The organism is Candidatus Epulonipiscium viviparus, assembly GCF_030708075.1.
GTDB lineage: Bacteria > Bacillota > Clostridia > Lachnospirales > Cellulosilyticaceae > Epulonipiscioides > Epulonipiscioides viviparus.
Window position 1 is genome coordinate 3,025,196 of record NZ_CP117982.1, and the last position, 25,510, is coordinate 3,050,705.

26 protein-coding genes, 2 tRNA genes and 1 other RNA gene are annotated in these 25,510 nt (G+C 34.3%); 7 read left to right on the forward strand and 22 right to left on the reverse strand.

Annotation, left to right across the window (positions count from 1 at the left end):
• Nucleotides 1–5: 5 nt before the first annotated feature.
• From priA to gmk, 3 genes are read right to left on the reverse strand one after another with little or no spacing between them, the layout of a single operon-like run.
• Nucleotides 6–2,243: a replication restart helicase PriA gene (gene priA, locus PCY70_RS12900; protein WP_305767716.1), complete on the reverse strand. Its 2,238-nt coding sequence runs from the start codon at nucleotides 2,241–2,243 to the stop codon at nucleotides 6–8.
• Complete coding sequence (rpoZ, locus tag PCY70_RS12905; protein WP_010167908.1) at nucleotides 2,233–2,514, reverse strand: DNA-directed RNA polymerase subunit omega; 282 nt, start codon at nucleotides 2,512–2,514, stop codon at nucleotides 2,233–2,235. Before rpoZ ends, priA begins: the two co-directional genes overlap by 11 nt.
• A 9-nt stretch (nucleotides 2,515–2,523) precedes the next feature.
• A complete protein-coding gene (gene gmk, locus PCY70_RS12910) occupies nucleotides 2,524–3,117 on the reverse strand; it encodes a guanylate kinase (RefSeq protein ID WP_305767719.1) in 594 nt (197 codons plus the stop codon).
• Nucleotides 3,118–3,257: 140 nt separating this feature from the next.
• Here gmk and PCY70_RS12915 point away from each other — a divergent pair, with 140 nt between their 5' ends.
• Nucleotides 3,258–3,530: a hypothetical protein gene (locus tag PCY70_RS12915; protein WP_305767721.1), complete on the forward strand. Its 273-nt coding sequence runs from the start codon at nucleotides 3,258–3,260 to the stop codon at nucleotides 3,528–3,530.
• 22 nt (nucleotides 3,531–3,552) lie between these two features.
• Here PCY70_RS12915 and rnr read toward each other — a convergent pair whose 3' ends face one another.
• The gene (gene rnr, locus PCY70_RS12920; RefSeq protein WP_305767723.1) at nucleotides 3,553–5,655 is read right to left on the reverse strand and encodes a ribonuclease R; all 2,103 of its coding nucleotides are present in this window, start codon (nucleotides 5,653–5,655) and stop codon (nucleotides 3,553–3,555) included.
• Between the two features lie 256 nt (nucleotides 5,656–5,911).
• Here rnr and PCY70_RS12925 point away from each other — a divergent pair, with 256 nt between their 5' ends.
• The gene (locus tag PCY70_RS12925) at nucleotides 5,912–6,610 is read left to right on the forward strand and encodes an SDR family NAD(P)-dependent oxidoreductase (RefSeq protein ID WP_305767725.1); all 699 of its coding nucleotides are present in this window, start codon (nucleotides 5,912–5,914) and stop codon (nucleotides 6,608–6,610) included.
• A gap of 85 nt (nucleotides 6,611–6,695) precedes the next feature.
• Here PCY70_RS12925 and PCY70_RS12930 read toward each other — a convergent pair whose 3' ends face one another.
• From PCY70_RS12930 to PCY70_RS12940, 3 genes are all read right to left on the reverse strand, one after another.
• The gene (locus PCY70_RS12930; protein ID WP_305767727.1) at nucleotides 6,696–7,634 is read right to left on the reverse strand and encodes a leucine-rich repeat domain-containing protein; all 939 of its coding nucleotides are present in this window, start codon (nucleotides 7,632–7,634) and stop codon (nucleotides 6,696–6,698) included.
• An 80-nt stretch (nucleotides 7,635–7,714) separates the two neighbouring features.
• On the reverse strand, nucleotides 7,715–8,650 hold the full coding sequence (locus PCY70_RS12935) for a leucine-rich repeat domain-containing protein (protein WP_305767729.1): 936 nt from the start codon (nucleotides 8,648–8,650) through the stop codon (nucleotides 7,715–7,717).
• 39 nt (nucleotides 8,651–8,689) lie between these two features.
• Nucleotides 8,690–9,616 carry a leucine-rich repeat domain-containing protein gene (locus PCY70_RS12940; RefSeq protein WP_305767731.1) on the reverse strand — a complete coding sequence of 309 codons (927 nt, stop codon included), beginning with the start codon at nucleotides 9,614–9,616 and terminating at the stop codon, nucleotides 8,690–8,692.
• Between the two features lie 146 nt (nucleotides 9,617–9,762).
• Here PCY70_RS12940 and PCY70_RS12945 point away from each other — a divergent pair, with 146 nt between their 5' ends.
• The 3 genes from PCY70_RS12945 (at nucleotide 9,763) to PCY70_RS12955 (ending at nucleotide 11,838) form a co-directional block, all read left to right on the forward strand.
• Entirely contained in the window at nucleotides 9,763–10,314 is a 552-nt protein-coding gene (locus tag PCY70_RS12945) for an ECF transporter S component (protein ID WP_305767733.1), read from the forward strand.
• Nucleotides 10,283–10,741: a uridine kinase family protein gene (locus PCY70_RS12950; RefSeq protein WP_305767734.1), complete on the forward strand. Its 459-nt coding sequence runs from the start codon at nucleotides 10,283–10,285 to the stop codon at nucleotides 10,739–10,741. Before PCY70_RS12945 ends, PCY70_RS12950 begins: the two co-directional genes overlap by 32 nt.
• A gap of 173 nt (nucleotides 10,742–10,914) precedes the next feature.
• On the forward strand, nucleotides 10,915–11,838 hold the full coding sequence (locus tag PCY70_RS12955; protein ID WP_305767736.1) for a YitT family protein: 924 nt from the start codon (nucleotides 10,915–10,917) through the stop codon (nucleotides 11,836–11,838).
• Between the two features lie 74 nt (nucleotides 11,839–11,912).
• On the opposite strand, the gene PCY70_RS12960 is transcribed toward PCY70_RS12955, so the two are convergent.
• The 3 genes from PCY70_RS12960 to PCY70_RS12965 all read right to left on the reverse strand — a co-directional run bounded on the left by PCY70_RS12960 (nucleotide 11,913) and on the right by PCY70_RS12965 (nucleotide 13,763).
• Nucleotides 11,913–12,722 (reverse strand): YARHG domain-containing protein, encoded by an 810-nt coding sequence (locus PCY70_RS12960; protein ID WP_305767738.1) that lies wholly within the window; start codon nucleotides 12,720–12,722, stop codon nucleotides 11,913–11,915.
• 121 nt (nucleotides 12,723–12,843) lie between these two features.
• Complete coding sequence (locus PCY70_RS13895; protein ID WP_416387545.1) at nucleotides 12,844–13,179, reverse strand: lamin tail domain-containing protein; 336 nt, start codon at nucleotides 13,177–13,179, stop codon at nucleotides 12,844–12,846.
• Nucleotides 13,101–13,763 (reverse strand): hypothetical protein, encoded by a 663-nt coding sequence (locus PCY70_RS12965; protein ID WP_305767740.1) that lies wholly within the window; start codon nucleotides 13,761–13,763, stop codon nucleotides 13,101–13,103. The genes PCY70_RS13895 and PCY70_RS12965 overlap by 79 nt, the downstream gene beginning before the upstream one ends.
• Before the next feature lie 163 nt (nucleotides 13,764–13,926).
• Here PCY70_RS12965 and PCY70_RS12970 point away from each other — a divergent pair, with 163 nt between their 5' ends.
• Nucleotides 13,927–16,590 (forward strand): glycosyltransferase, encoded by a 2,664-nt coding sequence (locus PCY70_RS12970; RefSeq protein ID WP_305767741.1) that lies wholly within the window; start codon nucleotides 13,927–13,929, stop codon nucleotides 16,588–16,590.
• Between the two features lie 39 nt (nucleotides 16,591–16,629).
• On the opposite strand, the gene PCY70_RS12975 is transcribed toward PCY70_RS12970, so the two are convergent.
• Nucleotides 16,630–18,936, reverse strand: a complete 2,307-nt coding sequence (locus PCY70_RS12975; RefSeq protein WP_305767743.1) for a hypothetical protein — start codon at nucleotides 18,934–18,936, stop codon at nucleotides 16,630–16,632.
• Between the two features lie 367 nt (nucleotides 18,937–19,303).
• Between PCY70_RS12975 and PCY70_RS12980 the strand changes: the two genes are divergently transcribed.
• A complete protein-coding gene (locus PCY70_RS12980) occupies nucleotides 19,304–20,050 on the forward strand; it encodes a stalk domain-containing protein (protein WP_305767745.1) in 747 nt (248 codons plus the stop codon).
• 60 nt (nucleotides 20,051–20,110) lie between these two features.
• On the opposite strand, the gene rpmB is transcribed toward PCY70_RS12980, so the two are convergent.
• From rpmB to PCY70_RS13030, 11 genes are all read right to left on the reverse strand, one after another.
• Nucleotides 20,111–20,296 (reverse strand): 50S ribosomal protein L28, encoded by a 186-nt coding sequence (gene rpmB / locus PCY70_RS12985; RefSeq protein ID WP_305767747.1) that lies wholly within the window; start codon nucleotides 20,294–20,296, stop codon nucleotides 20,111–20,113.
• 91 nt (nucleotides 20,297–20,387) lie between these two features.
• The gene (locus PCY70_RS12990) at nucleotides 20,388–21,101 is read right to left on the reverse strand and encodes a pseudouridine synthase (RefSeq protein WP_305767749.1); all 714 of its coding nucleotides are present in this window, start codon (nucleotides 21,099–21,101) and stop codon (nucleotides 20,388–20,390) included.
• Between the two features lie 80 nt (nucleotides 21,102–21,181).
• Nucleotides 21,182–21,255 (reverse strand) — tRNA-Arg (locus PCY70_RS12995).
• 123 nt (nucleotides 21,256–21,378) lie between these two features.
• An RNA gene (gene rnpB / locus PCY70_RS13000) (RNase P RNA component class A) lies at nucleotides 21,379–21,707 on the reverse strand.
• Between the two features lie 80 nt (nucleotides 21,708–21,787).
• Nucleotides 21,788–21,870 (reverse strand) — tRNA-Leu (locus tag PCY70_RS13005).
• A gap of 139 nt (nucleotides 21,871–22,009) precedes the next feature.
• Nucleotides 22,010–22,210: a YlzJ-like family protein gene (locus PCY70_RS13010; protein ID WP_305767751.1), complete on the reverse strand. Its 201-nt coding sequence runs from the start codon at nucleotides 22,208–22,210 to the stop codon at nucleotides 22,010–22,012.
• Nucleotides 22,211–22,225: 15 nt separating this feature from the next.
• A complete protein-coding gene (locus tag PCY70_RS13015; RefSeq protein ID WP_330697012.1) occupies nucleotides 22,226–22,777 on the reverse strand; it encodes a ClpP family protease in 552 nt (183 codons plus the stop codon).
• 14 nt (nucleotides 22,778–22,791) lie between these two features.
• The gene (locus tag PCY70_RS13790; RefSeq protein ID WP_330697013.1) at nucleotides 22,792–22,914 is read right to left on the reverse strand and encodes a hypothetical protein; all 123 of its coding nucleotides are present in this window, start codon (nucleotides 22,912–22,914) and stop codon (nucleotides 22,792–22,794) included.
• Between the two features lie 129 nt (nucleotides 22,915–23,043).
• The gene (gene dapG / locus PCY70_RS13020) at nucleotides 23,044–24,225 is read right to left on the reverse strand and encodes an aspartate kinase (protein WP_305767753.1); all 1,182 of its coding nucleotides are present in this window, start codon (nucleotides 24,223–24,225) and stop codon (nucleotides 23,044–23,046) included.
• 7 nt (nucleotides 24,226–24,232) lie between these two features.
• Complete coding sequence (locus PCY70_RS13025) at nucleotides 24,233–24,478, reverse strand: TIGR03905 family TSCPD domain-containing protein (RefSeq protein WP_305767754.1); 246 nt, start codon at nucleotides 24,476–24,478, stop codon at nucleotides 24,233–24,235.
• A gap of 72 nt (nucleotides 24,479–24,550) precedes the next feature.
• Nucleotides 24,551–25,396: a CAP domain-containing protein gene (locus PCY70_RS13030; RefSeq protein WP_305767756.1), complete on the reverse strand. Its 846-nt coding sequence runs from the start codon at nucleotides 25,394–25,396 to the stop codon at nucleotides 24,551–24,553.
• Nucleotides 25,397–25,510: the final 114 nt, after the last annotated feature.

Here is a 25,510-nt window from a genome sequence, read left to right on the forward strand (position 1 = left end):
CCTTTCTATATCATATTTCTGGGGTCTATGTCCCAAATAATATTTATTTTTTTAGGTTTTTCATACTCATTAAATTTATCGATGCAATATCGACCATAAAATAGCAGGATATCTCGTGGTTGACCAATAATCATAATTTTCCATCTAAATTTATTAGCAAGTTTGGGCATTGTGGCAGCAGTAGGCCCCAATAATCGAAATAGCTTCTTCTTGTTATAGTGTGTATAATAGGCAAATAATTTTTTAATATTTTGTATAACACTTTGTTCATCTTCAGAGCTAATCATTACACTAAATAAATGATTATATGGAGGGTATCCCATAATTTTTCTAGTTATAAGTTCGCTTTTATAAAACTGTGGTTGGCTGCCATTTTGAATATTTTTAAGCACATCATTTTGCGGAGAGTGTGTTTGGATTATTACTTTTCCTTGATCTGCACCGCGCCCTGATCTTCCTAGCGTTTGAGTTATCAATTGGTATGTCTTTTCGGCAGCTCTAAAATCAGGAATATATAACAAACTGTCAGCAGAAATGATTCCTACCAATGTCACATTACTAAAATCGTGACCCTTAGAAATCATCTGTGTACCTACCAATAATTTTGTTGCTCCTTTTTCGAAATCTTGTAATAAAGTTTCTAGTTCATTTTTTTTACTAACCGTATCTAAATCCATTCTAGCAATACCATAATGTGAAAAATGCATCATCAAATATTCTTCGATTTTCTGTGTACCGTTGCCAAAAAATTGCATATATTTGCTACCACATTCGGGACAGGTAGTTGGTACCTGTATTTGATTTAGACAATGGTGACATATTAGAAGCTTATTTTTTTGATGATACGTAAATGGTTGATCGCAATAGGCACACTTTGCAACATAGCCGCAAGACCTGCAGCTTATAAAAGTAGAATGTCCGCGTCTGTTTAATAGTATCATCACTTGCTTGCCCTGAGTAACGGTATCGACTATTGCATTATGCAAGCGCCTACTCAATATTTTTGTATTTCCAGCAGCCAGCTCCTCGCGCATATCGACTATGGAGATGGTGGGCATTGTGGCATTTTTAGCTCTTTGATTTAGTTTTAAATATTCATAAATACCAAGTGTGGCTTGATAATAAGATTCGAGGCTAGGAGTTGCAGATGCCAAGATTAGTTTGCCTTGGTGATGCTTCATGCGCTCTATTGCTATTTCGATAGCATTAAATTTTGGAACCATGTCAGATTTGTAGCTGCCATCGTGTTCCTCATCGATTATAATTAGGGATAACCTGGGAAGTGGCATAAACACGGCACTTCTGGGACCTATCACTATTTGTACATTTTGAATTTTGGCTTGCAAATATATTTCTCGTCGTTTTCGAGGAGTCAATTTACTATGCGTAAGAGCGACGCGAGAGCCAAACCGTTCAGTAAATCGATTGACAGTTTGCCGAGTAAGTGCAATTTCTGGTACAAGAACAATAACACTTTCGCCCCGCTCCACTGCGTCGCGAATAAGATGCAAAAACACTTCGGTCTTGCCGCTTCCAGTGACCCCTTCTAATAGAAAAGTATTGTGATCAGAGCAACTAGAAATTTGATCATAAGCTTGTTGTTGCTCACTATTTAAAGGAAGAAACTTATCATAGCAAATGGGCATATGCTGTACCCTGACTTGCCAAAAGACTCTTTTTATTAGTTTTAATTTGAGTAACGAATTAATACTAGAATTGGTGTTGAGTTCCAAGGTATTTTTGAGCTCAGAAACTATTTGTCCATCATTTTGTAGCAAAAAGTTTAGTATCTTTGATTGATTGGCAAACGTTTTTGAATGCGAAATCTTGTTAAGATACTGAAGGATTGCTTGATCATCTGCAGCTTTGTATAAAAATTCTGTAGTTGCTACTGCAGTTTTGATATCGTGTTTGTCAATAGGTGGAAGTAACGTAGATATAGCAGCTGCGTAAGAACTTCCGTAATATTCAACTAAAAACTTGACCATTTCGAGTTGTTCTTGATTTAAAATAGGTTCTTCGTCTAAGACTTCGATCACAGTTTTGATTTTGAAATCTATATTTGTTATTTGTTCATCAGAAACTATATTTATTAAATATCCTATTGTTAACTTATTGAGAGGACCAAATGGTACCATCACTCTACTGCCTACCAGAGCGTTCAAATGTTCGGGTAGTATATAAGTGAAAGGTTTATCAATTGCTTTATTTGTTGCACGGTTAATTATTATACTACAAAACATCTTTTTCTTTTATTTGAATATCCCCTCTATATAATTCTAATACAGCGATGCTGGTAGGTTTAGTGGATTTAAGTCTTTCTTTAAACTCGAGAGCTTCGTCTACCTTGCGTCGATCACGCAAATCTCCAGAAGCTTCTTGATTTATCAGTTCAATAATTTGTCGTGCTCTCTTTGCGGTTGCGATAATTATCGAATAACGACTGGTGATCATTTGAGTACCAGCATCTTCATTAATTTTTTCCATAAGTTGTGAATAAGACGGTTCTAACATAAAGTCTCCTTAATTATTTAACATATTTTTGACAATTGCTTGTTGATAGCAGCTGCGTAGCTTTTCGGCTTCAACTATTGTATTAATTTGGCGTACTGCGTGTGATATATCATCATTGATGACAATATAATCGTATTGCTTAAATAATTTTAACTCCTCTCTAGCGCGTGCTAATCGATAATTTACTACTTCTTCGGTTTCTGTTCTTCGGCCTAATAACCGAGATGTCAGCTCTGTGAATGTTGGAGGAATAATAAATATTAGCACGGTTTCATTAAATTTTTCTTTAATTTTTAATGCACCTTTTACTTCAATTTCTAATAAAATATCAAATCCCTCTGCAATTGTTTGATCAACAAAATGCTTGGGAGTGCCATACAAGTTTCCACAAAATTCTTCATATTCAAGCAATTGATCCTGCGCTATCATTTGTTGAAACTCTTCGTTGGTTTTAAAGAAATAATGAACTCCCTCTTGTTCTAATTCGCGTTTATACCTAGTTGTTGCCGAAATTGAAAGTTTATAGTTTTCATATTTCATAAGTTCTTTAACGATTGTTCCTTTTCCAGAGCCAGATGGTCCAGAAATAACTACTTTTAACATAATCATCCCTCTCTATCCAAAAATAATATTGTTAGTATATCATAATTTTGGTAAACATTCAAAAAAATTATGGAAAATAACTTGTACTATTTTCCAATTAGATATCATAAAATAAATATAAAAGTGAAAGGAGAGAAAAAATGAAACCTAGAGATTATAATTATACATATCATACTATTTTATGCATTAAGACGAAGTTGAGCGATAATATCAAGCAGTACGTAGATTTTCAAAAAGGAGTTTATTATCCTTTTAGTTGTGTATCCTTTGAAAACAATGGCAAAATTGATACCTCGCGAGTAGTTCAAATTATTTCGGAATCAGGATACAAAAAATCGTTAAAAGATGAGGAACTGCTTGAACATTTTAATGTAGAAAACATTATTGCAAATAAATTTATGATTAAAAGATAAAATAAATATTTGTGTATAATTATTAAGAAAATCTAAAGTCTATGGAGCGAGCCAGCGTATCAACTTTTATTAGTTGAACTTGAACTTTTTGTCCAATCTGATATATAGTGTTAGTGGTTTGACCGACATAGCAAAAATTTACCTCGTCAAAGATATAATAATCTCCAGACATGTTGTTAAGATGAACCAATCCTTCGACTGTGTTTGGTAATAGAACATATATTCCCCACGAGGTAACTCCATTTATAATGCCAGTAAAAACTTCGCCTATCTTATCTGCCATAAATTCGGCTTTCTTAAGCTTAATAGTTTCTCGTTCTGCCATTTCGGCGCGTCTTTCCATCAGAGAGCTTTGCTTTGATATATCACTAACGCGCTTATACATATCTTTAAGTTTTTTGCCTTTTAGCTGACCTTTTAGCGTGTATTTTATAATTCGATGAATTTGAAGGTCTGGATATCGGCGTATCGGTGAAGTAAAATGGCAATAAAATCTTGCATTTAAACCGAAGTGTCCCAAACATTCATCATTATATCTCGCTTGCTTTAGGGATCTTAAAATCAACTTAGAAATTATTTCTTCTTCTGGTCGCTCTTTGATTGCTAATATCAATTGTTGTAGCTCGCGGGAGTGAATTTTTTGGCGACTTTTTATAGTGTGTCCAAAACTATTTACGATTCTTATCATTTCGGCAATTTTTTGTGCGTCTGGCTCTTCGTGTATTCGATATACAAATGGTAATTCTCTAAAGTAATATTCCTCCGCAACAGTTTCATTGCATACTAGCATAAATTCTTCGATCAGCTTAGTTGCGACGTTTCTTTCATATGCCTTAATTTCTGTTGGGTGACCTTCTTCATCCAATATAACCTTAGTTTCTTCAAAGTCAAAATCTAGTGCGCCTCGTCGAATGCGTTTGTCTCTTAAAATTTGTGCTAAAGTTTCCATGTTTCTAAATATTGGCACAAACTCTGAATACTCTTCAATTAACTCTTCATCATTATCGGTTAATATTTTTTTAACAGCAGTATAGGTCATGCGCTTATCTACGTTAATTACACTTTCTACTATATCATGCGAATAGACATTTCCGGCTTGATCAATATCCATAATGCAACTAAGTGCGAGTCTGTCAACGCCTGCGTTTAGCGAACAAATACCATTACTGAGTTTGTGCGGTAACATTGGAATAACTCTATCTACCAAATATATACTGGTTCCTCTTGCTACTGCCTCAAGATCTAAGGCAGACTTTTCGGGAACATAGTGAGTAACATCGGCTATATGAACTCCCAATCTAAAATTTCCGTCTGATAGAATTTCTAGTGTAACTGCATCATCCAAATCCTTGGCATCTTCGCCATCAATTGTTACCATCATCAAATCTCTAAAGTCAACTCTGCCTACTTTATCTTTGGCCGGAACTTCGTCTGGAACTTTAGCTACTGCTGCCATAACTTCTGGATTAAATTCAGTTGGTAAATCATATTGATAGCAGATAGACAGGATGTCTATTCCAGGATCGTTGATATGCCCCAAAATTTTAGCAACTCTACCTTCAGGACTTTTGTCATTATCTCGTTTAATGACTTCGACTAAAACTTTATTGCCTTCTACAGCACCGTTTTTATTTTTTTTAGGGATAAAAATATCGGTTCCAAATTTATTATCATCGGGAATAACAAATCCAAACGACTTATGCTCATAGTAGCGCCCAATAATATGAGGTAGTTCGGAGCCTAAAACCTTAAGAATTGTCCCCTCAGTTTTATTGCCTCTAGATATTTTACACAAGACTTTATCGTGATGCAATGCGCCGTTTATGTTTTTTGACATTATATAAATATCTGGACTACCGTCATCTGGAGTGACGAACCCAAATCCTTTTTGCGTTCCTCGAAATATTCCGTAGACCATATCATACTGAGTAGGTAGAGCATATTTGCCGCGTTTTGTGCAGATAATTTTATGTTCTTCGATGAGCTCGCGGAGTAGATTCTCAAATAACAGTCTATCTTCTTTTGGAACTTTGAGTATAGTTACTAAATCTTTAATTTTCATTGGAACGTACGATGGATCACCTAGCAATTTTACAATTGTCTGCTTCCTTTTTTTATTATCCAAATTATCACCTATTTCTATTTGTTCAACACAAGTTTAACACATTTTCCAATTTTAGGATAGTCAATTATTATTTGTGGTTTTGTCTTGATGGTGTTATAACTACTATATGTGAAAAATTTTGCTTTGCTACAGTATTGCCAATTTTTAAAAAAAATAAAAGACTTTTCTAGATTTAATTTCAAAAGTAGAATTCAGCCTAGTATCTATCAAAGGTATATGATAAAATTTTGCTAAAAAATATAAAGGAGTTTTCGATATGAAGAATTGTATTATAACAGGTGGTTCGAGTGGAATAGGATTTGATATGGCAACGCAATTTATAGAAAAGGGATACAGAGTTATTGTTTTGGATATAAAAGATTGTGCTAATAAGGAAGTAACTTATATTCATACAGATATTTCGGATGCGGTTAGTGTGGCAAATGCATTTAAAGCGATAAAAGAACAGTTTCAAACGGCTCATATTTTAATCAATGATGCTGCGATAGCTAGCCATAAAAAAGCGCTTGTAGATTCAGATGCGGCCGAATTTGATTTGATCTTAGATACTAATTTGCGAGGTGCGTACCTTTGTTGCAAAGAGTTTATTAATCTTAATAAGGGCGAAAGTTATGGTCGAATTATTAATATTTCATCTACCAGATTTCACCAAAATGAAGCTAACTGCGAATTATATGGAATGAGCAAAGGTGGGTTAATTTCTTTAACTAACAGCCTGTGTATCTCTTTGACAGGTACTCCAATTACTGTCAATGCAATTAGCCCGGGTTGGATTTGTACAGCAAATTACGATGAATTAGATTTTGACGATCACAAGATGCATCCTTCAAATAGAGTGGGTAAACCTCGCGATATTTCTAACGTTTGCTTATTTCTTGCTGAAGAAGAGAATGATTTTATCAATGGAGCCAATATTATTGTAGATGGGGGAATGACAAAGAAGATGATTTATTGAGACGATCGAATTCCTGTTTAAAAAAAGTTTTGTCAGGCATCAGCGTACTTATCGATAATAAGTATAAATAATGCCCGACCTTGTATTACCATTTTGTTTTGGTTAATAGCTTCCAGATATGCCCACTACGAATATCTTCGGCTTTTGAAGTAACATTGCGAGTTGCAATATTTTCGAGAGTGGAAGGAATGCTGATTTGTGTTAAGTTATTGCATTTAGAAAATACGTTATGACCTATAACACGTACTCCCTCTGAAATTGTGGCAGAGGTTAAATTTTTACACTTAAAAAACGTTAAATGATCAAGATGAGTGACAGTTTTTGGAATATCAATAAATATCAATCCGCTTTCAGCAAATGCCGATCTACCAATATGCTTTATATTTTTTGGTAGTGATATTGTTGTTAGAGATTTACATTTATTAAAGGCCATATTGCCAATGCTGACAACTTCATCTGAAATAGTCACAGAATTTAAGAAATTACAACCATCAAAGGCAGAATCACCGATGCTGGTTACTCCAGGTGGAATCGTTATAGATTTAACATGTTTGCATTTATAAAAAGCTTTATCGGCAATAGCGGTGACGCCATCTGGAATAACAACATGTGATTGTGGACCAGTAAATTTTAAAAGTACATTATTCTGAATTTTGAAGATATTTTTGTCGTAGTTACTAACCTGTGGTGGACTAGATTCATTTTTTGGAATAGATTCAATAGGATCAAAAAGGTCAAATTTTGCTTGAACAAAAGCTCTAACCACTGTTTCGGCGAGGTCTACTCTCCAAGTTATGGCTAATTTATCTCTAATAAGAGTAATTGATTCAATATCGATGATAGATTTAACCATATCGATAACAAGAGTCGCGATATCTCGCTCAATTGCTCGCAATATTATTTCACGATCTTCGTTGTGCAAAGCTTCTTGTACTAATTTTGATAATTGTTCTGGATCTCTAAAAGTTATTTCTCCGTGTTCAAGATAGATTTTACGTAAAGTTTCAAGTGTTTCACGAGTCATAATAAAGCTCCTTTCTGGTAATATATTGAGATTAGCACTTACAATAGTAGTATATGCTAATAAAAATATTTTAGATCATTCTATTCTGTTAATAACTCCCATATTCTGCCGCTTCTTATAACTCCAGATTTAGCTAAGACAACTTTGTTGGCGACAGTTTTTAGTGTAGATGGAATTGTAATGCTAGTTAAATTATAGCAATTAGCAAAAGCGGCCGTGCCAATCGATGTGACTCCTTCTGGAATTACGATATTTTCTAGGCTACTGCACCAGGCAAAAGCCAAATCGCCAATTGTTGAAACAGTTGTTGGGATAGTTATAGAAGATAAAGAAGTACATCTTTCAAATGTTTTCTCACCAATACTGATAACGCCTTCGGGCAGTTTTATAGACGTTAGTGACTCACACCAGGCAAAAGCCAACTGACCAATGGTTGTGACTCCGTCTGGAATTGTTATAGATTGCAAGTTATGACAGGAAACAAATGCCCAGTCACCAATGGTTGTGACACCCTTTGGAATGATCAATGATTTTATGCCGCAATCAGCAAATGTCCAGTTACCGATGCTGGTTAAAGAAAGTGGCATAGTAATAGATTCGAGATTTTTACACCAAGCAAAAGCACTATCACTAATAGAAATAGTACCGTGTGGAATATCCACATGTGTTTGTTGTCCTGTAAATTTTAATAAAACATTTCCTTCAATGGTGAAAGAATCTTGATCATAACTATCAAGAAATTTGGCTTGTACAAATAGGCTGACAATTCTTTCAGCTAATTCTAATCTCCACGTTATTGCCAACGATTTTACAATTGCATTAATGGCGGCAGTATCATATGGAGAAGATACCTGATCGGAAACTCGTGTAGTAACTTTCAATCGAACAGCTTGCAATATAATATCACGATCCTCATTATGCAGTGAATCATGTACTATTTTATTGACTACCTCTAAATTTGTATATTCGCTTTGATTATAAATATGATGTAATACGCTTAATGTTTCGTTTGCCATATAAATCTTCTCCCTTCATCTGAGAAACTAATTATAGTTTTAAAGATTTTGAGTTAATAAGTTCCAAATGTCACCTTCTGTAATAACACCTGATTTTACATTAACTTCGGATTCTCCGATTGTTTTTAATGTAGATGGAACAAAAATATTTTTTAGTTTATCACACCAAGTGAATACACCTTGATTTATGTGCGTAACACCTTCGTGTATGGTAACAGAAGTTAAATTTATACATTCCATAAATGTAGACTTACCAATGCTTTTACCATTTTTTTCAATTATGACAGATTTTAAGCCACTACACCAAGCAAAAGCGCAGTCATCTATGAGTGTGACACCTTCTGGAATTATAATTTCTGTTAAAGAACTGCATTCAGCAAATGCAAATTTGCCTATACTAACTACTCCCACAGGAATAGTCACTGATGTAAGGTTATGACAGTTAAAGAAAGCTTTTTCGGCAATAGCCGTAACACCTTTTGGAATGGTTGCTCTAGTTTGTTTATTGGAAAATTTTATCAAAACTTGATTTTCTATTGTAAATATTCGCTTATCATATATTATTTCGTTTAATTGAGGCGCAGGGACTTTTTCGTCAGGTATAAGAGGCGGCAGACTAGGTTTTTTTTCAGATACAACTAAAGGTTTTTGAGCGTTGAGTTCTGTTGTAGAACCAAATTTTGCTTGCACAAATATATTTACAATTTGATCTGCTAATTCTTCTCGCCAGGTGAGAGATAATTTTTGGCTAATAGTTTTGATTGCATCAGTATCTGTGGAAGATTTTACATTGCTCGCAACAAGAGTGGCGACGTTCATATCTATAGCTTGTAAAACTATCGGGAGGTAGATATTATCTGGGTTAAGTAATTTTTCGGTAGAGATAGTTAATTGAGCTTTATTGCTGAATGCCCCACTATCTCTAGTATAAATTGTACGTAACGTATTTACGGCTTCTGTAATCATTTTAAATCTCCTTTCTTAATGCTTGTATCATATTACTACTATATTATAGTAGTTTTAAAGTAAAATGTAAAGATTTGGAAAAATGATTTTTTTTGTGATATAATGATAAAAGCTTATAATTAAAGAGGAAAAGAGGAGATGTAGAAGTGAAAAATAATATTAAAAATTTAGTAATAAGTGCAATGTTACTGGCGCTTGGATTTGTGTTACCGTTTTTAACGGGACAGATTCAAGAAATAGGAAGTATGTTATTGCCGTTACATATTCCGGTATTGATATGTGGATTTGTATGTGGACCAATTTATGCCGCGGTGGTAGGAGCAATATTGCCAGTAATGCGTTCAATTATATTTGCGATGCCTCCAATATATCCTGTGGCTGTCTCGATGGCTTTTGAAATGTGTGTATATGGATTGATAGCAGGTTATGTGTATCAAATTTTGCCTAAGAAGACTATAAACATTTACATTTCACTTATTATTTCTATGATAGTAGGAAGACTAGTTTATGGTGCCGTAATGGTTATAATTTCTGGATTATCAAGTACTCCATATAGCTTTAATATATTTATAACTTCGGTATTTTTTAGTGGGATTCCAGGAATTATATTGCAAATTGTGGCAATTCCGCCGTTAATAATGATTTTAGAGAAAGTAGGGTTTATCAATGCAAACAAACGAACAGTTACAGAACATTAAAAAAGAAATAGATTTTTTGTTGCAGACAAAATCAAAAATAATAATAGCAATCGATGGAAATTGTGGAGCTGGAAAAACCAGTCTAGCAAATGCTTTGAGAGAAGCGTATCATTGCGATATAATTAGAATGGACGATTTCTTTCTGCAATCATATCAGCGAACACCACAAAGACTGGAAGAACCGGGTGGAAATATTGATTATGAACGATTTATAAAAGAAGTTGTTACGTTGCTGAGAGCTGGAGCTAGTTCGATTACGTATAAACCATTTAGCTGTGAGACGATGTCATTGTTAGAACCGGTTGTGGCAGCAGTAGGAGAAATATTAATTATAGAGGGAACTTATAGCTTGCATGATTTATATGACGATATATATGACTTAAAAATATTTTTAGAAATTGATAGTAATACCAGATGTTGCGTATAATAAATAGAAATGGGCCTCTTGATGCACAAACATTTAAAAATAAATGGATACCGTTTGAAAAAAAATATTTTGATGCTATGAAAATTAAGACAAAAGCCAATATTTACAGTTAATTAAAAGCAGCAATATTGCCGATTTATATCATATAAGTATAAATTTTTATGGAGGATGCTATGAAAATTGCAGAATATAAACAAACAGTAAGAGATATGAATTTTGAAAAGGCAATAATAGCTATAAAAAAATGCGAATATAAAGATACGATTTTCTTTTTGATTTTGGGTACAATGCTAATGGCACTAGCGGTCAATGGGGTGCTTGCTCCAAATTATCTAATTAATGGCGGAATAAGTGGCATCTCCTTGATGTTACACTTTGCTTTTGGATGGAATTTAAGTATGCTAACGATTGTGTTAAACGTGCCTATTTTTCTTATTGCTCTAAAATTTTTGCCAAAGAAGTTTTTGGGATTTAGTATATTGGGGACTATGTTGCTTGCAGGATGGATAGAGCTGACGAAGGATTTTCGTATTCCGCTTAATTCTGAGCTTACGATTGTTGTATTGGGAGGTTTGATCAACGGGTTAGGAATGGGTATGATATTTCGTACAGGGGGATCAACAGGAGGAACAGATATCATTGCCAAAATATTCAATAAGCTGTTTTCCTTCAGTATGGGTAGTGTTTCATTCATGATTAATATGATAATTATGGCAGCTGCAGCATACTTTTTTAGTATAGATCTTGCAGTTGTGACAGCAATTAGTATGTTTGTCGCATCACAAGCAACAAATCTAATTGTAGATGGTTTAAATTCGAGACGTACAGGAACAATAATCGTATCTCCAGAGTATGCAGAAGAAATTTGTTTAGCAATTACGCACGAACTTCATAGAGGTGCGACGATGGTTGATGCAACTGGTGGATATACGCATAATAAAAAGGTTATTATATACACTATGATAAATATGAGAGAAGTGGCAAAGCTAAAACAAATAGTTTCGTCTCATGATAAGCATGCTTTTATGACTATTGTAGAGACTGCTCAAGTAATAGGTAATGGTAAAGGATTTTTATCACAAATAAATAATAAATAATTGCCAATGTAAATTGCCCATGTATATTCATGGGCAATTTTTAATGTTTCAATAATAAGAGTAAAAATATCAAGTTATTTATATCTATTTTTAGTAATTGTTACATATGATGTGGTAGGATTATGATTTTGTAATGAATCGAAGGAAAAGTAGTAATTTACATGTGTGCCATCTTCAAAATCAGCATATATAAAATGATTATCTGTTTGATATTCAGTTAAATGTCTTTCTTTAGCTGTTTTTAGATCGACATCATAGTTAATAACAGTAGCATTAAAGTCAATAACGCTAACAAAATCTCCATCATAATCCAATTGAACTACTAATTCAGTTTTGATATTATCTACTAAGGTTAGTTTAAAATCCTCTTGTTTAATTAATTCGAATTTATATTTAGCCAAAAAATTTAACATTTTGTCGAGACTATCAAATGATGTATCCATAAAAGTAACGACATCAAAGCCAATGATCTTGTTTGTAAACTCTGTATCTATAACTTTATAAACAGGCTTAGACGGAGTAATTGGTTGAGCACCAGATTGTTCGTAGCTAGCTAATAACTGAATATTCTTTTTTTCGATGTCACTTAATAAATTGGTATCTAATTTTATACCTTGTGGTAGCGGTTGATACCAAGCTTTACCTCTAAAATAAATATCCATATCATCCACATAAAATAGACTACCATGTTTGGCATATATTTCATTGCGTGCAATTCGCGCTTCTGCCGATGTAAGATGATCAATATCTGCTGTTTCTAGATAAAGAGCACTACTGATAGGAAGCATGTAATTATAATTACTTTCAGCATAATATACTAGGGCTTGAGATTGAGTAACTCCAATAATAGCAGTAAGAAGGCCAGCAATAATCGATTTTTTCATAAAGTCCTCCATATTTAAAATAGATTTATAATATTATATCGGTTATACTAGTCCAATAGACGTAATTTTTATAATAAAAATCAAAAGGACTAACCGTGTGAAAGTAGTCCCTTTGTAAAAATTAGAAAGTAGCAATTAATTTTTCGTTAAAATCTAATAATTGAATAGAGTTATTGGATGCAGTCCAAACAGCTCGGCTGTGAGCCCAATAATAGTCTACATCAAAATTTCTAGCACATTCTCCAATTTTAACTGTAGCACCAGGCATTAAGTTAATTGCTTTGAATATGTAAGATTCTCCATTTGATGAAAGTTGCCAATCTTTAAGATTAATTTCTGTATCACTAGTATTCTTAATTTCTACGTATTCACCATATTCTACGTTTTTATCAACAGCAATGATAGATACAGTGGTTGTGATCTCCTCAGCAATATCCTCAGCGATATCTTCAGCGATATCTTCACGATATCTTCAGCGATATCTTCAGCGATATCTTCAGCAATATCTTCAACGATATCTTCAGCAATATCCTCAGCGATCTCTTCAGCAATATCTTCAACGATATCTTCTGCAATATCCTCAGCGATCTCTTCGATATCTTCAGCAATATCTTCAACGATATCTTCAGCAATATCTTCAACGATATCTTCTGCAATATCCTCAACGATATCTTCTGCAATATCCTCAGCGATCTCTTCAGCAATATCTTCAACGATATCTTCAGCAATATCCTCAGCGATCTCTTCAGCGATATCCTCAGCGATATCTTCAGCGATATCCTCAGCGATATCTTCAGCGATATCCTCAGCGATATCCTCAGCGATTTCGGCAGCTATCTCCTCAGCAACTTCTTCAGCAATATCCTCAGCGATTTCCTCAATGATTTCGGCAGCTATTTCCTCAGCAACTTCTTCAGCAAAAGGACTTTCTTCTAAAATTTCTGGAGCATCGGCAGGCGGTGTAGTGACCGGTGAGATTGCCGGTGTAGGGGTTGAATCTTTCTTTTTGTTAAAACAACTAAAAAATATTTTCCAATTCATACAAATAATTCCTCCTTTACCTTAATAGTATTATCTATGCAAAATAAGGACAAAATATTCTAAAAATGTGAATTAAATATAAAAGATTTGAAGCTTGAAAACGAATAAAAAGTGTATGCTTAGTAAAATATATAAAGATAAAATAATAGCAAAGGAGAATACTATGGATTTAAAATTAGATAAATCAAAAATAATTATAATAATTGAAAATTTTGAAGGATTTTTTGACTATGACAAAAGTGTGATAGAATATACGATAAAAACAACGAGATATAATATGTTAGCCAATTTGATTTTAGCAATAGATAGAAAATTTGATTCAATTACTGAAGTCTATATTGTATCAAAAGGGCAATCTGAGCCCGATATATTTGCAGCACAATTTGAAAGGCTTCCTATTTTTCGTATACAGTTAGCATATTCCACACTAGAAGAGTATGAAAAAGATGTGCAAACAACGATGATATATAAAATTGTAAGCATTATTGCTCCACAAAATATAATAATTTTAGGAGATAAATCTGAATTAGATTTAGAAATTAGGTCATTATTGCCAATTATAAATACAATAAAGATTGTTGATTTGGATATAAGCATTAATAATAAGGATATAAAAAGTATAATCAATGGTATAGACGTCTCGTTACCTTTTGTAGAAGATTATTATTTATTTCCACAATATGTATCAAATAAAAAATGGGTTTTGAAAAAAACTAAAATTCCAGAATATGAATCCAAAAAACCATTAAGTAGAGTGAATCTGATAAAAACATTGGATATGCCAGAAGATGCATTTGTAATTATAATGGTAAATCCCAATTTGAATATTTATGTAAAAGATGAATTTTTAGAAATGTGTTATAATATTGCAGAAAAAAATGAAAAAATATATTTTATTTTAGTGACAGAAAAAATGATTAATATTACAAAATATAAAAATCAATTCAAAATTATAACAAAGATTGATCAAGCTACTACAATATTGCCAGCTTGTGACTTGTTTATATCTCCTGCAATACCTTGGGGATTTACAATAGCAACATTTGCAATTATGGCAGCAGTACCAACACTATGTTTAGCAGTAGCTCAAAATAATGAGGAAGCAATTAAGATATCTCCTAAACTAGAAAAGGCTTTATATGAGGAATTGATTTGTAAAACGATAGATGAAATAGCAAATAAGATAGATGAACTAGTTTTAAATAAAGTGTATTATAATGAAGTAGTAGAAAAAATGAAATTTGTACAATGGTGGGTTTATGATACCAAATGGGTCAAATTATTGGATATAGTGTTAGAAAAACAGGGATTTGAGTGGCAGATAATTACATTAAAAGAAAAAGTATATCTGAATTTTATAATTGATCAAACTAGAGCTACTGTGAATGAATTGTTAAATTTTTATAGTGTAGCGCCGTCGGATATATTTATAGCAGATGTCGAAAAATATTTAGACGGATTTCCTGATTTACAAATGATTATATATTCATTAAGATTTGCACATGAAAAAAACGGAAAATATTTACAAAAAATGACTGAATTATTGCTAGAACCTAATTTTACAATTATGAATACGTATTATCTAAGGTATCAAATTGGAGTATATGGATTTTGTAATGCAATTTCTGATGCTGTGGACTATAAAGTAAGCTATTTTGTATATAAAAATCTATTTGAACGATTTATGGCAACCATTGATACAAGTAAATATGAGCCTATTTTACAAAAAACCGGAGTGGTTGTTGTGACGTGTATGCAGCTACTAAATATGAACACGCATGCACCAACGAAGCAGACGCTGGATTACTGCTATAATTTGCAAAAACATTTTAATAAAAAAGTAATATTAATAATAACAGGAGAGCCTTCATATGCAGAAGCGGGTAATATATATACTACGAATTTTATTAATTATCTAATTTTGGAAAAGAAGAACTATTATATAAATATAGAAGATGAAAAAATTATAGCATATCACCCGTTAGTAGATCAATATTCTGAGCAAACGTTGCGAGATGTAGTTGATTATATATATAGTTGGAGACCGGAACTGGTGTTTAATGTAGGTAACAATTCTTTAATATCTGATGCGTGCAAAATTTTTACAAAGTCGGCAAGTTACCAGTGTGGAAATGGATTTGGAGTAACTTGTAGTGGGATAACAATTGTTCCGCGTGAACCGAGACCAGAAGAAGATGCCCCGATTAAAGAATTTTTGGAAGAACAGGGGCAGAAAGCGATTTATTCTCCGATGACAGCAAAATTGCCGGTTTCAGATAGAGTTTTTACCAGAGAAGAGTATGAAATCAGTGAAGATGCTTTTGTGATGTGCATAATAGGAGGGCGATTAAATACAGAAATTACGAAAGAGTATACAAAAGTTATAAAAGAAATACTAGCTATGGATGATAAAATTTTAATAATATTTGTAGGAGGATTTAATGACTATGAAAAATGGATTTTAGAAGACGAATTACTACAAAAGCAAACTAAATATATAGGATTTTTGCAAGAAGGTGTGACAGAATTTTGTAAAATATGTAATTTATATCTCAATCCTTTTAGGCAAGGCGGTGGGATATCTGCTGTTGAGGCGATGTATCAAGGAGTACCGGTAGTGGCAGTGGAAAAGGGAGATGCGGCGGTTATGGCAGGTCCAGATTTTGCAATAACTAAGGCAACGTATATAGAAACTGTCAGAAAATATTTAACTGATAAGGAGTTTATGGATAAACAAAAAGAAAGGGCAAAAGCACGTGCGGAACGTACTTTTGACACCAAAGGAGCGATAGGAAAGTTGCTCAAAGATTTGGAAGCTTTATATTAAACTTCGTATGATGTGAAAATTTATGAAATGAGTACAAAATTATTGTGAAATTGTTTCAGTTTCGATAATAGTAATTTTATCAGCAGGGACTTGAACTGCGTCTTCTCCTGCTAAGGGTGCCTCTTCTTCTGTAACTGGGATTAATGTTACATTGTATTTCACACCCATTGCAGCAAGAGCAGCAAGTAATTGAGCATCAGTAATGGTTGGTTCTTCTTCAGGCTCGACAGATACAGGTTCTTCTGTATTGTTGTCGATAGGGGCAGAGTTAACAGTAAAGGAAATAGGTTTGCTAGTTAAATCGCCAGAAGCAAGCATTATATTGAAATTATCAATGTCGGTTGGTACAGTAAAAGTTAATATGCCGTTTGTAGAAAGAGTATCTGATATAGAGCTGATAAGGGCAACATCGCTATTTTTCGCAACAACAGTGATGGTGAATTCATCAGTATCTGTATCAAGCACATTAATCTGATTGGTTGCAGCGTCATAGGTTACGTTTCCTGCCACGCTAATATTCAAAATTTCTAAAGCACTAAACTGTGTTCCAGCAGCAATTTCGGCTTTGAATGTATCGGTTGCAGCGGCTAAATTGGCAACAGCGGTTTCGATTTCAGAAGAGGTAAGTTTCTCATTTAATAATAGTTCGTTAGCCTTTTCGATTGCGAGGCTATATGCATATTGGGCATTAGAACTAACCCAGGTTGCGTCACTGGCAACATCAGATCCGTCGATACTTACTGTAGGAACAAGAATTAACTCTTGTGCCTCTAATATTGGTTCTGCAAGAAGGCTGTTATCTGCGATTTCAACATTTATGGTGTAAGTGGTAATTTTATCGCCAATTGTAACATTGATAAGAATGGTGTTATTGGCGATTAATGTATCTGCAGTAATAGGAGTAATGCCAACGTGATCCTTTATGGCATTAGGAACAGAAACAGTTGCAGTGAGACCATCCTCGACAATAGGATTGATGATAAAGTTTTTGCCTTGGTCTGCCTGAGCAATATTTAGAGTGTAATTATACATATCATCGTTAAATTCGAGATCGCTGTGAGTTAATCCTTTGATCACAAGATTTTGAAGCACAACAGGAACATCATATTCATTAGCATGAAGTGTCAAGGTTTGGACTTGAGTACTAGCTGTTGCATGACCATTTGCAAGTTCGATAGCAAATTTGTATTCGCCATCTGTGCCAGCTTGATTTGTAGGTGATCCGTTAACAGGTGCAGTAAATTCAAAAGCCTTGATAGTGGCATGAATATTGGTGTCCTTTAAAATATTTTCGAGCTCAGCTTTAACAGCGAGACCTGCGTCAGTTGCAGTTGTGATATCAGATTTTGCAAAATTGGTAGCTTCGATAGTTTGGATGAATGCATCTAATTCGGATTGCTCTGGAATTGTAACATCGAGCGCATCAATAGTGGAAGTTATTAAATCAGTAGATGCGGTATTTTCGCCATCAGTAACTTCTATAACAAATTTGTAATATCCGTCGGTACCTAGAGGAACAGCTGCGGAACCATCGATGGCAGTAACAAATCCATACCCCTTAATTTCTGCTGTCATTTCTGTATCAGAAAGAATATAGGCAACATCAGAAGAAATAGCAACTTTGGCATCTTCTATATTGGAGGCCTCGGCAGTGTCGAGCGTGAAAATAGCATTGTCAAGAATATCAACAACAGCTAATAAGGCAGTATTATCAGGTTCTGGAATAGGTACTGAAACAACTGGTGTTGGAGCGACTACTTCTGAGGCTACGTAAGGTGCGGCATCGATGTTTGCAGTAATTTTATTAGTAGTCGCAGTAATTTCGCCATCAATTAAGGCAACAACAAACTCATAGGTGCCATGTGTTCCGGTTGGATTTTCGGAAGTGCCAGGAGTTGGTGCCGTAAAGTTTGTTCCTTCTATAATGGCGCTAACGTTAGTGCCTTCTAAAAGATCGGTAATATAGCGAGTAACAGCGGTTTGAGCAGATGCAGCTTCAGAACCTTCAGAATTTGCTAAATTAATTTGAACATTTTCTAAGATTACTTCGATTTTTTCTACTAAAGAAATAATTGAAGAGTCACCGGATTCGGTGTTCGCATCCATTGGCTTGATGATAACTGGATCGGTTTCCACAAGCAATGTATCTTGAGTAATTTGATCTTCAGATTTTTCAACTGCTATAATAACGGAAGGTGCAGTTTCAGATGCAGTAGTTTGAGCGCTTTCTATTTCTTCAACAGCAGTTGTCTCGGTATTATCAACAGTATTTGGAAAAACCGAAAAACTGTTAGATAAGATAGATCCAGCTAAAAATGCTGCTAAACAACGTTGATTTAATTTCATATTATCCCCACTCCTTATAGTAATTTAATTTAAAAGTGAATTAAGTTTATAGTTAATAAATATTTTTACGATGTACTATCAAGAATAATTTTTTTTGTATTTTGAATGCTTCTTAATTATATACTATTTTTTAAAATTTGTAACAAAAAAAATAAAAATAATTTAAGTAATTTCTTCCAAACGATATTAATTAATTATATTTTTGATGTAAAAATAAATAAAAAAGTTATAGTATAACATACTATAGAAATTTGAAATTGACAATAATAGGAAAAACTATTATAATTTGAAGATAAAATCAATAATTATTACATATTTTATAAATAAAATATAACTGAATATTTATTTTGTTTGGGGGAGGACTATAATGAAAAAAATAGCAATGGGCATAGCGTTGGTATTAGCTGTACAAAGTACAATTGCCGCACCGATATATAAGTCATTGGATGTGGTTTATAATGATATAAAATTAACCGTAGATGGAGAAGAATTCATTTTGCAAGATGCTTACGGAACTACAATTGAACCATTTGTTATAGATGGAATGTCATATGTACCCATAGAAGCAATGGCAGCGGCATTTGGAAGGGGAATTTTATGGGATGATGCAACAAAAACAATACATTTGGTAGATGGAAATGTTGGAGAGGTAGTAAATTTATCTGACATTCCCAAAACTTCATTTGCAGGGCGAGAAGCTGTGTATCCGATAGTTGGAACAGTGACAGACCCCACAGGTGCAGAACATACTTCAGGGCTAATTTTTACAGGAGATGGGGAAGGAAAATCGATAGTAGATATAGCGACCTACCCACTCAATGGTAAATATTTTATGCTGAGTGGAGTGGCATTTTTGCCAGCAGCTTTAGATATTGCGGGATATGTAAATAGTGCACCAAATTCAAATGTAAGTGGATATACAAACCTAGCGGATATTAAAATTTATGGAGACGGGATATTATTAAAAGAGATTCCTTCATTAACTAGGGCGGATGTTGTAAATTTTGAAGTGAATGTATCGGGAGTAAAAGAATTGAGAATAGAAATTCGTGCATATGGATCTGCTGTGTTTTCGAATGTAGTTGGGTTGACAGATTTGTTGCTGTATAAATAAAAGATAAAAAGTCCTCCTTTATAAATAACTATAAATAAGGAAGGACTTTGTCATAAGTTTTTAAGCACGAGTGACTAGATTAGAACGCAAACAACGCGTACAAACATGCATAGTTTTTATAGTTCCATTTTTAGCAACTTTAATTTTTTTGATATTCGCTTTCCACATTTTATTAGCTCTTCTATGAGAGTGACTCACTTTTATTCCGAAATGAACATCTTTTGAACAGATTTCACATTTTGCCATTTTTAAAACACCTCGACTTTCTCATTTACAAATTTCATCCCATTTTAACAGATAAAAAAGTAAATTTCAAGCCCTATTCTACATAATTTTTCTATTTAGTGTGATATTTGCTAAAATGTGCAACTTCATCTTTGGTAAGTTTGCGAATTTTTCCGGTTTTGAGGTCGTTTAATTCAACATTACCTATTGCGATGCGTTTAAGAGAAATAACGTTATGACCGATAGCGGCACACATTTTGCGAACCTGTCGATTTTTACCTTCACTAATAATAATTTGCAAGGTTGTAGTATTATTTGTAATGGCAATTCGTTCGGCAGTTGAAGGCTTTGTAGTGTAATCGTCTATAGTAACGCCGGTTCGTAATGTTTGTAGTTGTGAGTTGGAAACAGTTCCATCTACTACTACAATATATGTTTTTGTAATAGTATGCTTTGGATGCGTTAACTGATATGCAAAATTGCCATCATTGGTAAGCAATAGCAAGCCGCTAGTGTTATAATCAAGTCTACCTACAGGATAAACACGCTCATTTTTATTAGGTATTAAATCTATTACAGTTTTTCTACCATTTTCATCTTTGGCAGTTGTAATGTATCCACGAGGTTTGTTGAGCATGTAATAAATTTTAGTTGTAACAATAGACACAACTTTGTTGTTAAATTTAATAATATCTGTATCTTTAACCTGAGTTCCGAGCTCGGTAACGACAACGCCATTAACTTTCACTTTGCCTGCAATGATGTATTCTTCGCTTTTGCGTCTAGATGCAACACCGGCAGCAGCTAGATATTTTTGTAATCTCATTTTGTATCACCTTCCAATGCTATAATAAGCTATTGCAGCAAATTGCGCAAGGGTTAGATTGTTTGTTTTTGTTATGTAAGCGCACGCAGTAGGATTTGAACCCACGACACCTTGATCCGAAGTCAAGTGCTCTATCCAGCTGAGCTATGCATGCACAATTATTTTTGTTGACATATAATATGATTGACAAAAATTTGCGATAATATACATAGTAAAAGAAAAAAAATAAAAATTTTTGATAAAATAAAAGATCACCTTCATAATAAAAGGTGATCTTGCTATAACCAAGTCTATACGCCGGGTTCAGTATTTGATAGTCATCTATCTACACAGTTAGTTGCCTAAATGTTCTAGCGACCTACTTAAGACTAGCGAGCAACCTATGTCTTGTTTTGGTCTTGCTCCAGGTGGGGTTTACATGGCTTTTTTAGTTGCCTAAAAAACGGTGAGCTCTTACCTCGCCTTTCCATCCTTTCCCAAAAAATGGGTGGTCTATTTCTGTTGCACTTTCCTTCGAGTCGCCTCGACTGGGTGTTATCCAGCACCTTGCTCTATAGAGCCCGGACGTTCCTCAAGATTAAATCTTGCGACTATCTGGCTTACTTATAGCTTTATAAAAATAGCACATATTGTTTGACGTGTCAACGCCCAAAATAAAAAACACCCGAAGGTGTTTACTATTTCGATGCGATCGGGGGGACTCGAACCCCCACGGTCTAGGACCACAAGATCCTTAGTCTTGCGCGTATACCAATTCCGCCACGATCGCTTGTTGTATTTTATTATGGACAAGATTGTATCACTATTTTGTAAAGCTGTCAAGAACCTATTTAAAATATTTTAAATTTTTTTGATGTAGTAGTTAAATGAGGGGCAAAAGTCTCCCTCGACGCTAAGGGAGTGACTGCTTAATCAATTAATTTACTATTTAGTAATGTACCTGGTGCAAAGGTTTCATCCATAAATTTTGTATAATCACAGCTATAAAGCCGTTCAATTTTATAGCCCTCATCTGTTACGACTGCTAATATATCACAGCCGTTGTAACTAAGCTCGACATATTCGATTATTTCTACGGATGGCATAACTGGAAGAATACTATAATACATTGAATCACTCCATTTCTATTGATTTTTTTCACATTCTTGGATTAATTCTTTAAGCTTAGATACGGCTTTTGTTAATCCACCAACTTCATTAATTATTTTTTCGTCAACAGCTTCCGCACCCACCAAAATTGTGCCCATATCTTTGGCAACTTTACCAACATCAAGCATCAATTGTCTAAATCTATCTGCTGTAATTTCTGAGTTTGCAGCAACAAAATCTACTATCCTCTCTTGCATTTGATCAAAATATTCATAGGTCTGTATAACTCCCAAGACTGTACCATTCATTCTAACTGGATGTAGTGTCATGGTGGCACTTGGCGTGATAAATGAATAGTCACTGGCTACTGCAATGGGAACGCCAATAGAGTGTGCTCCACCAAGAACTAGCGAAACAACAGGCTTTCCAAAACTCGTGATAAGTTCCGCAAGTGCAAGGCCAGCTTCTACATCTCCTCCCACAGTATTTAAGACAATGAGCAATCCTTTTACTTCTGGATTTTCTAAAAATCCAAAAAATTGTGGAATTAGATGCTCGTATTTGGTTGTTTTGTTTTGAGGAGGCATTGCTTGGTGCCCTTCTATTTGACCGATAATAGTGATGCATTGGATATTACTTTTTGCTGAAGGGGGGGGGAGGACTGTGTACCTTCTTTTACATTTTGATTAATGGTTTCAGATTTATCTTGCGTTTCATTGGTCATTTTAAATCTCCTTTTGTATGTTTTTATTAGTATGCAAAAAATATTACTAATTCATACATAAATTGTAAAATTAAGATAATTTTTGATAAAAAAAGGCTGAGATCTCTCTCAGCTTGAGCAGTATAAAATTTATAAATCAAATTCTTGATGCAACGCAATAACAGCAGTTTTTAATTCATATTCTCGCACCAAGCAAGCGATGGTGGTTAATGAATCTGCAGTTTGCAATATTGGAATATTCACGTGTTCTAAAGTATTAGCAATGCGAGCCATTATTCCGGGAACTCCAGTAATGCGTTCTCCAATGGCCGTTACTTTGGCGCAACCTTCGATTTTTGTAAAGTCACAATTTTCTGCTGCAAGTAATTTTTCTAATGTATGCTGATCGAAATCACTGATTGTAAAAATAATGGTATCGGGCAGAATATTAATTAGATCAATGCTTATATTTTTTGTAGCGATTTTTGTAAGCAATGCAACTGGTGGCTTGAGTAATCTATATTGAACTCTGCCAGTTTTATGAGCAATTGCCGTAACAGTTTTGTGGACTTGATTTTCAACTCGAGCTTTTTGCGTAATGATACTACCTTCATCATCAGAAAATGTATTCTTTATTATTAATGGAATATTTGCAAGCATGGCATACTCCACGGCTTTAGAATGTATAACTCGTGCTCCAGAATCAGACATTTGAAACACTTCATTATAGCTAAGTTGTTCAATTTTGCTAACATGGTCACATATCTTGGGATCTGCAGTCATGATGCCATCAACATCAGTATATATCTCTATTCTAGAAGCATTGACGCTAGCCCCCAATATAGATGCGGACGTATCGCTGCCACCTCTTCCGAGAGTTGTAATGTCATCGTTGGTAGTTACTCCTTGAAAACCCGCCACAACGGGAACTATTCCTTTGTTTAATGCAGTTATAATTTTGATTGGAGTAGTATACAAAAGCGATGCGGCGGTATGATGATCATCTGTGATTATTCCGGCTTGACCTCCAGTAAAGGTTTTTGCGGCGATGCCTTGGTTGTTTAATATAGTTGATATTGTAACCGCAGAAATAAGTTCGCCGCAAGATAGCAAAACGTCTGTTTCGTAAGCATTCATTTCGCCTGCATTGGCTTTGATAAATTCAAGCAATGTATCAGTGGCATAGGGCGCACCAATCCTTCCTATTGCAGAAACAACTACGATCGGACTAAATCCTGCTGCTATTGCCGCTGAAATTTTTTTGATAACCTGCGCACGTGCCTGTTTTGTTGCAACAGACGTACCTCCAAATTTTTGAATTATTATATCCATATAAATATTATGCTTGTGTTACTTCTTCGAGAGCTTGTGCAAGCTGATCGGGGCAAGAAGTTCCGCGACCGCGGCAATCGATTCCCTTGAGCTTGCTAATAGCATCTTTAATGTCCATTCCGATAAGAACCTGAGATAGCCCCATTGTATTTCCAGGGCAGCCTTTTACAAATTGAACCTCTTGAATTTTGTTGTCTTTGATATCAAATTTAATTTCTTGTGCACATACACCTGATGTTTTAAAACTATGCATAAACATACCTTCTTTCTAATTTATTTATAATAGTATACTGAAAAAATTGCAATAATACAACATGTATTTGTATTAGGGAGTTAAAAAAAATTGGGTCCAATAGTTTCCTACATTATTATATCCAATACCAATTTGAGTGTATGTAGAAGATAAAATATTTTCACGGTGCCCTTCGCTATGCATCCAAGCGTCCATAACGGCAGTTGCTGTAGGGTAACCTTTGGCGATATTTACACCTGCTGCGCTATATGTTATGCCATAGGTTTTTAATGTTTCGAATGGGGTTCCATAAGTGGGGCTGTCATAAGAATAATAATTTGCCGTGTTCATATCATCAGTTCTAAGCTGTGCGATAGCAGATAAAGTGGGATTAAGAGTTAGTGGATAAACTCCAGCGGCAGCTCGATGCTGATTGACTAAAGCAATGACTTCTGCGATGGCGGCATTTTCGAGACTAGAAACAGCAACGTTGGCTCCACCCTTAATGCTGTTGATATTTATTATTCCGTCAATATTGCTTACAGCATATCCGAATACTGTTGAAAATAATTCTGCAGGGATATAAACAGTTCCGTTATTTACGACGGCGGCACTTGCCCAAATAACTTCATCGTTTTGATTTAAAACATTTCCAGTGGAGATGTCGATATTTATCAAAACATCTAGACCTTGGGAAATATTTTCTCCTTGGGCCACAACTAAGGGTAAATTTTCGATAACAGTAACATCAAGCATATGACCGATGGCTTGCAAAGGTAATAATGCATATCCCTCGGCTGTAATAAGAGGTGCAACTTCGTCTGTTAATACTATGGGCACATTATTTAACACTAATTGTAACGCTTCTGTTGCAAAAGATGTGTTAGGAATATAAGTTAAGCAAGAAAATAATAAAAAATATCTAGCCAATTTTTTCATTGAGAATATCCTTTCTTGGTAATATTTTGTAATATATTTTAAACCATTATGAAATATTTGTAAATAGTAAAATTAAAGGCATGTATATAAAGTCTAAAATAATTTAAAAAATCA